Annotated in this window: 14 protein-coding genes; 3 read left to right on the forward strand and 11 right to left on the reverse strand. The window is 64.9% G+C overall.

Annotated elements, in window-relative coordinates:
• Entirely contained in the window at positions 1 to 342 is a 342-nt protein-coding gene (locus Q6D67_RS16020) for a DUF2007 domain-containing protein (protein WP_304706673.1), read from the forward strand.
• Positions 343 to 381: 39 nt separating this feature from the next.
• On the opposite strand, the gene Q6D67_RS16025 is transcribed toward Q6D67_RS16020, so the two are convergent.
• From Q6D67_RS16025 to Q6D67_RS16070, 10 genes are all read right to left on the reverse strand, one after another.
• Positions 382 to 1,893, reverse strand: a complete 1,512-nt coding sequence (locus tag Q6D67_RS16025; protein WP_304706674.1) for a Ppx/GppA phosphatase family protein — start codon at positions 1,891 to 1,893, stop codon at positions 382 to 384.
• Between the two features lie 90 nt (positions 1,894 to 1,983).
• Entirely contained in the window at positions 1,984 to 2,592 is a 609-nt protein-coding gene (locus tag Q6D67_RS16030) for a hypothetical protein (protein WP_304706675.1), read from the reverse strand.
• A gap of 74 nt (positions 2,593 to 2,666) precedes the next feature.
• The gene (locus Q6D67_RS16035) at positions 2,667 to 2,858 is read right to left on the reverse strand and encodes a hypothetical protein (RefSeq protein WP_304706677.1); all 192 of its coding nucleotides are present in this window, start codon (positions 2,856 to 2,858) and stop codon (positions 2,667 to 2,669) included.
• Between the two features lie 91 nt (positions 2,859 to 2,949).
• Positions 2,950 to 4,035 (reverse strand): alanine racemase, encoded by a 1,086-nt coding sequence (gene alr / locus Q6D67_RS16040; RefSeq protein WP_304706678.1) that lies wholly within the window; start codon positions 4,033 to 4,035, stop codon positions 2,950 to 2,952.
• The gene (locus Q6D67_RS16045) at positions 4,035 to 4,892 is read right to left on the reverse strand and encodes an aminotransferase class IV (protein WP_304706679.1); all 858 of its coding nucleotides are present in this window, start codon (positions 4,890 to 4,892) and stop codon (positions 4,035 to 4,037) included. The genes alr and Q6D67_RS16045 overlap by 1 nt, the downstream gene beginning before the upstream one ends.
• A 25-nt stretch (positions 4,893 to 4,917) precedes the next feature.
• Positions 4,918 to 5,760 carry a glutamate cyclase domain-containing protein gene (locus Q6D67_RS16050; RefSeq protein ID WP_304706680.1) on the reverse strand — a complete coding sequence of 281 codons (843 nt, stop codon included), beginning with the start codon at positions 5,758 to 5,760 and terminating at the stop codon, positions 4,918 to 4,920.
• Positions 5,757 to 6,707, reverse strand: a complete 951-nt coding sequence (locus Q6D67_RS16055; protein WP_304706681.1) for a biotin-dependent carboxyltransferase family protein — start codon at positions 6,705 to 6,707, stop codon at positions 5,757 to 5,759. Before Q6D67_RS16055 ends, Q6D67_RS16050 begins: the two co-directional genes overlap by 4 nt.
• A complete protein-coding gene (pxpB, locus tag Q6D67_RS16060; protein WP_304706682.1) occupies positions 6,704 to 7,387 on the reverse strand; it encodes a 5-oxoprolinase subunit PxpB in 684 nt (227 codons plus the stop codon). Before pxpB ends, Q6D67_RS16055 begins: the two co-directional genes overlap by 4 nt.
• A gap of 7 nt (positions 7,388 to 7,394) precedes the next feature.
• The gene (locus tag Q6D67_RS16065; protein WP_304706683.1) at positions 7,395 to 8,126 is read right to left on the reverse strand and encodes a 5-oxoprolinase subunit PxpA; all 732 of its coding nucleotides are present in this window, start codon (positions 8,124 to 8,126) and stop codon (positions 7,395 to 7,397) included.
• Positions 8,127 to 8,155: 29 nt separating this feature from the next.
• Positions 8,156 to 8,941, reverse strand: a complete 786-nt coding sequence (locus tag Q6D67_RS16070; protein WP_304706684.1) for a putative hydro-lyase — start codon at positions 8,939 to 8,941, stop codon at positions 8,156 to 8,158.
• Positions 8,942 to 9,028: 87 nt separating this feature from the next.
• Here Q6D67_RS16070 and Q6D67_RS16075 point away from each other — a divergent pair, with 87 nt between their 5' ends.
• A complete protein-coding gene (locus tag Q6D67_RS16075) occupies positions 9,029 to 9,880 on the forward strand; it encodes an acyl-CoA thioesterase II (protein ID WP_304706685.1) in 852 nt (283 codons plus the stop codon).
• A 43-nt stretch (positions 9,881 to 9,923) separates the two neighbouring features.
• Complete coding sequence (locus Q6D67_RS16080; protein ID WP_304706686.1) at positions 9,924 to 10,196, forward strand: hypothetical protein; 273 nt, start codon at positions 9,924 to 9,926, stop codon at positions 10,194 to 10,196.
• Positions 10,197 to 10,341: 145 nt separating this feature from the next.
• Here the strand turns inward: Q6D67_RS16080 and Q6D67_RS16085 are convergent.
• Positions 10,342 to 10,590 (reverse strand): HNH endonuclease signature motif containing protein (locus tag Q6D67_RS16085; protein WP_304706687.1); only part of this gene is annotated, 249 nt, incomplete at its 5' end.

A 10,590-nucleotide genomic window follows, 5' to 3' on the forward strand; every position in this document is an offset into this window, starting at 1 on the left:
ATGCGATTGATCTACACGAACGAAAACCGGCTCATCGTCGCCAATGTCAGGAACATCCTCGAGGCCGCGGGAATTGAGCTAACGATGAAAAACGAGTTCGCCGCGGGGGGCGTCGGCGAGCTTTCGCCATTCGAGGTGTGGCCGGAGTTGTGGGTCGCCAGGGACAGTGACTACGAACGGGCCATCCGACTGCTCGATAGCTCGCTAAGCGCGAGGAATGCCCCATCCTGGCGCTGCGCGAACTGCGGGGAGCACAATGACCCCTCCTTCGAAATCTGTTGGCAGTGCGGGCATGACCGGCCGAAAGACGCCGCTTGGGTGGATACTTCTCTGCAACGCTAGTGGAGTTGTGCTGCGGCGGAAGTGATGACGCAGCCGTCGCTAACAGATTGCCAGCGCCAGTCCCTGCTTCGCCAGTACCGCCTGTTCCAGCTGCAGTTCCTGGGCGGTCAGGGGATGTTGCGCCAGCCAGCCTGCGGGAAACTCCAGCCGCAGGCCGTCAGCGTCGGGGGCTACGGCGAAATCCGGCAGCGCCTCCAGCTGTTCCACGTACTTGAAAATCAGTGCCAGCCGGATCAGGGTAATCAGGCGCAGCAGGCGCGGGCGCTCGCTGTCGGCGACGGCGGCCCAGGCGGGGCCGTCCAGTTTGCCGCGCTGGGTGGCGGCCAGCAGCGCCATCTGTTCCTGTTCCTCCTGGGAGAAACCCGGCAGGTCGGTATTGAGCAACAGGTAGGCGCTGTGGCGCTGGTAGTGCTTGTGGGAGATGGCCATGCCGATTTCGTGGGCCAGGGCGGTACGCTGCAGCAGATCGCCGTCTGTCCCGCGCAGCTTCCAGCCGCTGCGGGTGGCGTTGAACAGGGTGCGGGCGCGGCGCGCCATCAGCTCCGCCATTGCGGTATCGACTCCATAGCGCTGCATCAGGGCGTTGATCGTGCGTTCGCGCACATCCTCGTGGCTGAAACGCCCCATCAGGTCGTAGATGACGCCCTCGCGCAGGGCGCCGCGAGAGGTGCGCATCTGCTTGATACCCAACTCGTCAAACATGGCGCTGGCAATCGCCACGCCGGCGGCGATAACGTTGCGCCGCTGGCTGCTGAGCCCCGCGAGGGCAATATTGTCGAAACGCTTGAAACGCAGCAGCCGCTTCTCCAGCTTCTCCAGGCCCTTGCGGTTGATGCCGCCGCCGTCGCTCCAGCCCTGGCTGGCCAGCACGGCCTCTATCGCCTGCAGGGTGCCGGAGGAGCCTACGCACTCGGCCCAGTGGCCAGAGTGGAAGTGGTAGCGGATATGGGAAACTTCCAGTCGGGCCCGGTTGTAGGCGTGCCGGTAGTTGTCCTTGCTGAGCTTGCCGCCGGGGAAGCAGGTGTCGGAGTAGGAGACGCAGCCCATTTGCAGGCTTTCCAGGTGCTGGGGTTCAAAGCGCTGGCCGATAATCAGCTCGGTGCTACCGCCGCCTATGTCGATCACCAGCCGCGACTGTGCGTCATCCGCCAGGGAGTGGGCTACGCCCAGGTACACCAGGCGAGCTTCCTCGCGGCCGTAGACCACGTCCACTGGGGCCCCGAGAATCTGCTGCGCCGGCCTGGTGAATTCGCGGCGATTGTCGGCCACGCGCAGCGCATTGGTGCCGACGACGCGGATGCGCTCCGCTTCGACACTGCCCAGCATCTGGGCGAAGCGTGCCAGGCAGTCGAGGCCGCGCTCAATCGCTTCCGGCGACAGCCGGTTGTCGACCAGGCCCGCCCCGAGCTGGACCTTTTCCGCCAGCACTTCCACCGGGCGCATCTCCCCGTGCTCTACGCGGGCCACGATCAGGTGAAAGGAATTGCTGCCAAGGTCAACCGCCGCCAGCAGGCTGCCGTCGGGGAGGGGTTCGTGTGTTTGGGGTTCCAAAATGAATGCGGTCTCGCGGTTGCCGTCGACCGACGATGATAAACGATAGCCTGCCCGGACGCACGGAGATTGGCCTGCCGCGGCCCCTTCTCAGGCCAGCAGCCAGGCGGCGACAAGCACGGTCAGCAGGCTGGTGGCCGCGCTGAGCAGCAGCACTTTGGGCGTGATTCTGGACAGCTCGGTGAGCGGGTCGCCGCCGGCATGCACCCGCGCCAGCACGGGCCATTCGATGGCGCCGGCGAATGCCAGGCTGCCGAAGGCCGCCGCCAGAAGGGCTACCGGGCCTGGCGCGTCGATGGGAATGGTAGCCAGGAACACAGCGATGGCGACAACCGAGCCGAGGGTGCCAGCGTAGCTCATGGTGAGGAACTGTCCCCGGCTGTTGCGCTTGAAATTCCACTCAAAGGCGAACAGGTTGACGCGCTTGACGTGGTTGCAGTGTCCGCGCACCGCGAACGCGCCAGCGAAGTGGAACCACTCATGGACGAGGGTGGTGACTATCGCACCGGCGATCAGGCCACTGGCTACGCTGAGAGCAGCAACCAGCGGCCGGTTGGAAAGCGCGTACCAGCTATCTGCCGCTGAGAACAGACCCAGCAGCACGAGGACGATAACAAGGTGGGCGAGCGCAACGAGGCCGGTGCTTATTCCGCTGGCGCTGGCGGTAACCGGTGCGGAGTCATTGATTGCGTTATCCATGGCCGTGGCCTCTTGGCGAGACTGATAACGGATTTACGCAAACAACGGCCCGCCGGATGCAGCTGGTGGAGTTTCTATTTGCGCGCGGCGCCCGATGGACGTGCCGCGTAGCCGCCCTGCTGCCCGCTGATGCCGGACTTGATGTTCTCGATCTTGCCGCCCGATTGCAGGAAATTCCTGGTCTGTTCCTCAATTGAGGTGGAGGTTTCAACGGCTGCGGGCTGCTTCTTCTTGGCGGGGGCGCGTTGTGGCTTGGCGGCGGACATGCTGAGTGCTCTTGCGGCTGAACGGACGCGCAGTATACCGCAAAAGCACAGCTCCTGTCTGCTCTGTAGCCAGCGGAAGGTACAGCGCCCTTTAATCCGCAGTGATTACCCGTGGTGTTCGCATGGGCATACGGGTCAGCAATTCGTAGCCGATAGTGCCGGAGTGGCGGGCAACTTCGCCGACGGACAAGCCCTCACCCCAGAGGACTACCGGGTCGCCGACCGCGACCGGTGGCAGGTCGGTCACGTCGACGGTAATCATGTCCATCGAGACCCTTCCCGCCAGTGCCGCCCGCCTGCCGTTGACCAGAACCGGGGTGCCGTTGCTGGCTGTGCGCGGGTAGCCGTCGCCGTAGCCTATGGTTACCGTCGCAACCCGCGACGGGCGCTGTGCCTGCCAGCTGCCGCCGTAGCCCACGCATTCGCCGGCTGCGATCTCGCGCACGGAGATCACAGCTGAGGTCAGGGTCATTACCGGCCGCAAGCGGTCGGCCTGGAGCTGGGGTTCTGCGAACGGAGAGTTGCCCCAGAGCATGAAGCCCGGCCGGATCCAGTCGTAGTGGGCGCGGGGCCAGGCGAGGGTGGCGGGGGAATTGGCGGCACTGCGGGGCCCTTCCAGACCGGCGGTGGCAGCCTCGAACAACTCGATCTGCTGCCAGGTCTGGGGGTTGTGCAATTCGTCGGCAGAGGCGAAGTGGGTGGACAGCACCGGCAGGTCAGCTACCTTGCCACAGGCGAGCAGGCGCTGGTAGAAGCTGGTGGTTTGCGTTGGCAGCGCGCCCAGGCGATGCATGCCGGTGTCGATCTTCAGCCAGCAGCCAATGGGCTTGGGCAAGGTCGCCTGTTCCAGCCAGCGGAGCTGGAGGTCGTTATCAATGGTGATCCAGAACCCTGCCTCGGCGGCAATGGGCAGCTCGCTGGCCTCGAATACTCCCTGCAGCAGCAGGATTGGGCAGTGGATACCGGCTTCGCGCAGCTCCAGGGCTTCCTCGCTACAGGCGACCGCCAGCGCATCCACCCGGGGTTCGAGTTCCCGTGCCATGGTCACTGCGCCGTGGCCGTAGGCATTGGCCTTGACCACTCCCATCAGGCGCGCCTGCGGTGCCAGTTCCCGCGCCAGGGCGACGTTGTGGTGCAAGGCGCTTAAGTCCAGGCGAGCCTGGCTGGGGCGGGTCATCAGTAGTCGTAGCGATGCTGTGCAAACAGGGTTTCGGCGGCGAGCCAGACATCGCCGACACCGCCATCACCTACCGGTTGGCCATCGATCTCGATGACCGGAGCCACTTCCTTGCTGGAACTGGTCAGCCAGATTTCGTCGGCAGCGTGGACCTCGGCCATGGTCACGACCCGCTCCTGCACCGGAATGTCGCTGTGCCGGCGCAGGATATCCAGCAGCATGAGGCGGGTAATGCCCGGCAGCTTCTGGTTGTCCAGTTCAGGCGTGGCGACCGCGCCATCCTTGACCACAAATACATTGCAGGCTGCCGCTTCGGTCAGTTCACCGGCCTCGTTGTAGAGAATGGTCTCGCCGTGGCCGCGACTGTGGCCGTGCTGGTAGTGCATGACGTTGCCGAGCAGGGCGGTGGACTTGATATTGCAGCGGCGCCAGCGCAGGTCTTCGGCGGTTGACACCCGGTAGCAGCTTGCTGCCGCCTTGTCTGCGACCGGCGCCGGCGGGATTTCGAAGGCGAAACCGTAGAGGGTGGGCGCAATATTCTCGGGATAGGCGTGGTTGCGCCGGGTATCCGCGCCGCGGCTGACATGGAAATAGATACCGAGGTTGCCCTTGCCATTGCGCGTCATCAGTTCCTCGGCGACGCCGCGCCACTGGGCCTCGTCCACGCGCAGCTTGATCTCGATCGCATCCAGGCCCTGCTGCATCCGCTGCATGTGCGGGCCGAAGCCCACCAGCTTGCCAGCGTAGGAGGGCACTACCTCATAGATGCCGTCGCCAAACAGGAAGCCACGGTCCATCGGCGAGATCCGGGCCTCGCTCATCGGCAGGTAGTCGCCGTTCAGGTACACAATGCTCATGTTCAAATCCTGTGTTGATTCGTGTTCAGTCGGGCGCAAAGCCGGTCAGGCGCCGGATTTCCCGGATCACGGCTTCGCCTTCGCTGGGCGCCATGCCGTCCTCGGTGAGCGTGTTTTCCCGGGTGACTCCGTCGACACTGCCGCGCTCGGATAGGTAGCGCAGCGCTGCCAGCGGCGAAAATTCGCCGAGCAGGTCGCGCTGTGACCACCGGCCGAGGAACGCGAGCAGGCCATAGGCACCCCAATTGGATACGTCCGCCACCAGCAGTTCCCCGCAACCGGTGACTGCCACCCGGATATCCAGCGCCCTGATCGCGTCGGCGATCTTGCCCATGCCAATCTCGTTGCCGCCGTCACCGATGGCTATGGTGGGGCAGTCTGCGTGGGTCAGAAACGGGTCAAAGACGCCGCAGCGCGGGCTGATGTCCTCGCCGCGCATGTTGTAGTAGTGCCCGTCCGCAGTCACGCCCGGGCGCTCGATGGAGATTACGGCGGCCGGTCTGTTCGCGGCAAGCCAGGCGCTGGCGTCCGGCTCGCCGCCACCGGTGGGAGCCAGGGCAAGCGGCAGGACGCGGTAGTCCGCGGCCAGGCTCTCGGCCAGCGGACTGGCGCAGGCCATGACCGGCTCAGCGCCCAGGGCCTCGAGACTCTGGTACAGCGCGATGGCGCCCACCGGGCCGTCGGTTTCGAAAGTGTTTCCCACCGGGAAGCCGGTACCAATCAGCACCGTGCCCCGGATATCCCGCAGCAGCTCCGCAGCGCGCAGGTAATAACCCGGTTGCAGTGCGGCGCGAGCGGTCTGCATGTGGCGCGGGTTGCGCGCGACCAGCAGAGCCTCGATGGTTTCACTCAGGGTCTGGTCATTCACCGGTCTCGCTCCCGGGGCAATTCCTGCAAGGGCATGTGCTGTATACGCCAGTGATTGAGATGCAGTGCATTGTGCGCGCCGTGGGGGCTGATGGCCGCGAAGTGCACCGTGCCGCCCGGCTGCAGCTGTGCCATGCGACCCGCATCCAGGGACAGGGCGGCGCCGATCTTGGGATAGCCGCCAATGGTCTGGCGGTCATTGAGCAGCACGATGGGCTGGCCGTCGGCGGGAATCTGGATGGCGCCAAAACAGATGCCCTCCGACAGGATGCCCTCGATGTCGCAGCGGATCGCGGGTCCCTCCAGGCGATAGCCCATGCGGTCACAGCGCTGTGACACGGTCCATGCGCTGCTGAAGAAGCGCCGCTGCTGCAGCCGGTCAAAGTGATGTTGCTGATAGCCGGGTATGACTCTGACCGTCAACTGTCGCTGGTAATGGGGACGCAGGTCCCGGGGCAGTTGCAGGCGCCGGTGTTCGGACACCCGGGGGCAGGGCAGGACATCGCCCGGTGCGAGCTTGTCGCCGCGCAGGCCACCCAGCTGTTCCCGCACCACAGTGGCGGTGCTGCCAAACTGCGGCGCAATGCTGAAACCGCCCGCCACACCGAGATAGCTGCGACAGCCGTCCATGCCGTAGCCGAGGGTGATGTGGTCGCCAGCCTGGACCTTGTGTACCGTCCACAAGTCCCGCTCCTGGCCGTTGATCGCCAGGGGCATGGTCGCCCCGGTAACGCAGATGAAGGTATCGGTGTGGGCGTCCAGTTCCAGCCCGCCAAAGCTCGCCTCGATCGCAGTACAGGCGGAATCGTTGCCCAGCAGGCGCTGGCACAGGTCGAAGGCCTCGCGGTCCAGCGGGCCGCCGGTGGTGAGGCCGATGCCGTGCTGGCCAAAGCGGCCCGGGTCCTGGAGCAGGCTCAGCAGCCCCGGCTGGCGCACAACCAGGCTCACGCCAGTTCCCCGCCGAGTTCCAGGAAGCGCGCCCGGCTGATCGGCTCAAAGCGCACCCGGTCGCCGACTGCAACCGGCATGCTGGGCTCCGCATCCGGGTCGAACATGCGTTGCGGGCAGTTGCCGATCAGGTTCCAGCCGCCCGGCGACACGGCCGGGTACACCGCGGTCTGGCGATCGGCGATGGCCACCGCGCCCCGCGGCACTTTGGACCTGGGCGTTGCCAGCCGCGGTGCGGCGATACGCGGGTCCACCTCGCCGAGATAGGCGAAGCCCGGAGCGAAACCAATGGCGTAGACCCGGTACTCAGTTTCGCTGTGCAGGGCGATCACCTCCTCGACTGACAGTTCACACTGCTGGGCAAGCCGCTCCAGGTCGGCGCCGGATTCCGCGCTGTAATATACCGGCAGCACGATTTCCCGGCCCGCTTCGCTGACGTTGGCGGTGTCAACTTCCTCGCGGATACCGTGCAGGCGGTGAATAACGTGCATGTGATCGGTACGCAGGGGATCGTAGATGACCAGCAGCGATGCGTAGGAGGGCACCAGGTCTATCAGGTCGGCCCCCAGCACCCTGCGAGCCGCGTTCGCGGCAGCCTGGACCCGGGCGGCTACGTCCGCCCCGGTGCGTTCACCCAGATAGAGGATTACCGCATTGTCACCGGCGTAGCTCAGCTGCATGCGCGATTCAGGCCTCTTTGATGAGCGCACGCACTGCTTCTATCGCGCGCACACCCTCCAGGTTGTCGCCATGTACGCACACGGTGTCGACCTGTAGCTGCAGGCGCTGGCCACTGATGGTGGTGATCGTGCCCTCCCGGCACAGCTCGTCCACCTGCGCCAGCATGCGCTCGCGATCGTGCACTGCGTGGGGTCGCTTGCGTGACAGCAGGCGCCCGTCGTCGTCATAGCAGCGGTCGGCGAAGGCCTCGAACAGCAGCGGCAGGCCGGCTGCCTGCGCCTCGCGCCGGTGCTCCTCTGCCTGCGGTGTCGCTTGCAGCATCAGTGCCAGCGGGCGGTGCCAGGCGGCCACCGCCGCCATCACCACCTGTCGCAGCGGGCCGTTGGCCATCATGTCGTTGTAGAGCGCGCCGTGGGGTTTGACGTAGGCGAGCTGCAGGCCGTGGCACTGCGCCATGCCGTCCAGGGCGGCGATCTGGTAGCGCAGACTGCTACCCAGCTCCTGATCATCCAGCTGCATGGAGCGGCGGCCGAAGCCGACCAGATCCGGATAGGCGGGGTGCGCACCGACGCTGACGCCGTGCCGGGCCGCCAGCGACAAAGTCTTGTCGATGGTGACCGGATCGCCAGCGTGGAAACCGCAGGCTATGTTGGCCTGGTCGATGTGGGGCATGACCTCGGCATCCATCCCCATCTTCCAGCTGCCATAGCTTTCACCGAGATCGCAATTGAGTAGCATCTTGAATCCTGTGCCTGGAACGCTTGTGTTCAGAGTATAGCCAGTTGGCTGTTGCGCAGGTCGGTCACCAGCATGCAGCCCGGGCTGTGGGTAATCGCCAACGGCGGGCGCGCTTGCTCCAGTGCTACCTGCGGGGTCACACCGCAGGCCCAGAACACGGGCATTTCCCCGGGCTTGATGCTGACCCGGTCGCCGTAGTCCGGCCGTTCCAGATCGCGGATGCCGATCTGCGCGGGGTCGCCCAGGTGGATCGGGGCGCCGTGAACCGAGGGGAAGCGGGTGCATATCTGGATCGCGCGGATTGCATCCGCTGCCCTGAAGGGGCGCATGCTGACCACCATCTTGCCGGCAAAGGGTCCGGCCGGCTGGCAGTCGATATCCGTGCGATACATCGGCACATTGACGCCCTCGGTCACATTGCGCACCTCCAGCCCATCGGCCAGCAGGGCCTCTTCGAAAGAGAACGAGCAGCCCAGGGCGAAGGTGACCAAGTCATCCTGCCACAGGCCGGTGATGTCGTTGCGCTCTTCCTGCAGCTTGCCATCCCTGAAAACCCGATAGCTTGGCACGTCAGAGCGAATGTCTATATCCCCCAATAGTGGTAGCGCCGGGTCGCCCGGTGCCGCGGAGATGGCGATCAGCGGGCAGGGCCTGGGATTGGCCTGGCAGAAGCGGAGGAAGTCATTGGCCCATGCCTCGGGCAGGATCACCAAATTGCACTGCACAAAACCGGCGGCGAGACCTGATGTGTTGCCGGTGTGTTCCCCGCTGCGGATGCGGCGGCGCAGTTCGGCGGGGGTGGAAATGCTGGCCATGGTAAACCTCGTCGGGCAATGTGCGGGCCCGGCCACTGGAGGCCGCGCCCGGAAAACGGGATAATGTTTGCTTGCCTGCCATCATAGATGATTCCCCTCATGCTCGACCAGTTGTTGCAGATTCTCTCTCCCCGCGCTGCCGGCCAGGACGTCTTCGTCGCCCACAACATGCATCCCGGGACCCCTCGGGTGTACGGGGGCCAGGTGATGGCCCAGGCGCTGCGGGCCGCGGCCGAGACTGTCGACCCGGAGCGGGCCGTGCATTCCCAGCACGCCTATTTCCTGCGTCCCGGTGACCCGGGTGAGGATATCCTGCTGGAGGTAGACAGGGCCCTGGACGGCGGCAGTCTCAGTTCGCGCCGGGTTGTGGCCCTGCAGCGGGGCAAGCCGATTCTGGTGTCGTCCGTATCTTTCCAGCGCCCGGGCCGGGGCGATGAATTCCAGCAACCGCTGCCACCCGTACCGGCGCCGGAAACGTTACCCACCGAGCGTGAACGGGCATTGGCGACGGGTGCCATGGACGAGAGCTTCATGGTGACTACCGGTCTGGAGCTGGATGTCCGCCTGGTGAGCCCGGTTGACTGGCGCAATCCTCAGCCGCTGCCCCCACACCTGGAAGCCTGGGTCAAAACCACCGGGCCGGTGCCAGAGGCGCAGGCCGTGCACGCCAGCCTGCTGGCCTACATGTCGGATATCCTGCTGATCGACGTGTGCCTGGCAGCAACCGGGCGCAGTTTCCTGTTGGACGATTGCCAGATCGCCAGTCTTGATCACGCGCTCTGGTTCCACAACCCGGTCCGTGCCGACGAGTGGCTGTTGCACACTGTCGAAGCGGAGCGGGTCAGTGGCGGGCGCGGACTGGCACGGGGCAAGTTCTACAACCCTGATGGGGTGCTGGTGGCGTCGGTGGTCCAGCAGGGGCTGATGCGCCTGCGTTGAGGTCTGGTGCCGGCTTCTCAACACCACGCGCCCGGTCGCCGCGATGCCTGGCGTCTACGGCTGGGTGGATTTCCAGTGCCGAGAGGATAATGTCAACGCGTTCCGCGAGTTCATCAAATTCCGGGAAGGGGTCAGTCAAGGGATCAAGGGATCCCAGCAGTGCCAGCAGCCTGCTTTTACGGATCGGTTCCACGATCAGTCGGTCCCCCTCCTTGTGGATGATTGCTTCATCGCCCTCGAACTCGAACTCGCGAGGGATGCGCAGTGCCTGGTTGCGCCCATTGCGAAAGAGGCGCACGTGACGTTCAGAAGTTGACGTAGCCGATGTCACGGGGTCGGGCAAGTCAACCCAATCACTGTGATCGTACCCGCCGGAATGCCGGACCATCGATTCCGGCCCCGGGAACGAGAAAAACCTTACTACTTTCAAGGGGGCTCTTTCCCCAAGGAATCCACTGCCCCTAAAAATCTTCTGGCGCTAAGATCTCCGCGGAGACGCCGTTCAGACGAACATCAAAGCACCCGCGGTGCAACTGCCGGTGATGGAATCGGCACAGCGTCAAAAGATTATCCAGCCGTGTTTCTCCACCTTCGGCCCAGTGCTGGATATGATGGGCATCCACATACTCTGATTCCTGGCAGCCGGGATACTGACAGACTCCGTCCCGCTCGCGCAGCGCACGGCGAATATGTTCCGGCACAATGCGCGA

This window comes from Haliea sp. E1-2-M8 (assembly GCF_030649675.1).
Taxonomy (GTDB): domain Bacteria; phylum Pseudomonadota; class Gammaproteobacteria; order Pseudomonadales; family Halieaceae; genus Haliea.

Bases quoted from the DNA above. Each gene is read 5' to 3' on its own strand.
- Q6D67_RS16080 (WP_304706686.1), top strand. From the start codon at position 9,924: ATGCCTGGCGTCTACGGCTGGGTGGATTTCCAGTGCCGAGAGGATAAT.
- Q6D67_RS16075 (WP_304706685.1), top strand. From the start codon at position 9,029: ATGATTCCCCTCATGCTCGACCAGTTGTTGCAGATTCTCTCTCCCCGC.
- Q6D67_RS16070 (WP_304706684.1), bottom strand. From the start codon at position 8,941: ATGGCCAGCATTTCCACCCCCGCCGAACTGCGCCGCCGCATCCGCAGC.
- alr (WP_304706678.1), bottom strand. From the start codon at position 4,035: ATGACCCGCCCCAGCCAGGCTCGCCTGGACTTAAGCGCCTTGCACCAC.
- pxpB (WP_304706682.1), bottom strand. From the start codon at position 7,387: ATGCAGCTGAGCTACGCCGGTGACAATGCGGTAATCCTCTATCTGGGT.
- Q6D67_RS16030 (WP_304706675.1), bottom strand. From the start codon at position 2,592: ATGGATAACGCAATCAATGACTCCGCACCGGTTACCGCCAGCGCCAGC.
- Q6D67_RS16045 (WP_304706679.1), bottom strand. From the start codon at position 4,892: ATGAGCATTGTGTACCTGAACGGCGACTACCTGCCGATGAGCGAGGCC.
- Q6D67_RS16065 (WP_304706683.1), bottom strand. From the start codon at position 8,126: ATGCTACTCAATTGCGATCTCGGTGAAAGCTATGGCAGCTGGAAGATG.
- Q6D67_RS16035 (WP_304706677.1), bottom strand. From the start codon at position 2,858: ATGTCCGCCGCCAAGCCACAACGCGCCCCCGCCAAGAAGAAGCAGCCC.
- Q6D67_RS16020 (WP_304706673.1), top strand. From the start codon at position 1: ATGCGATTGATCTACACGAACGAAAACCGGCTCATCGTCGCCAATGTC.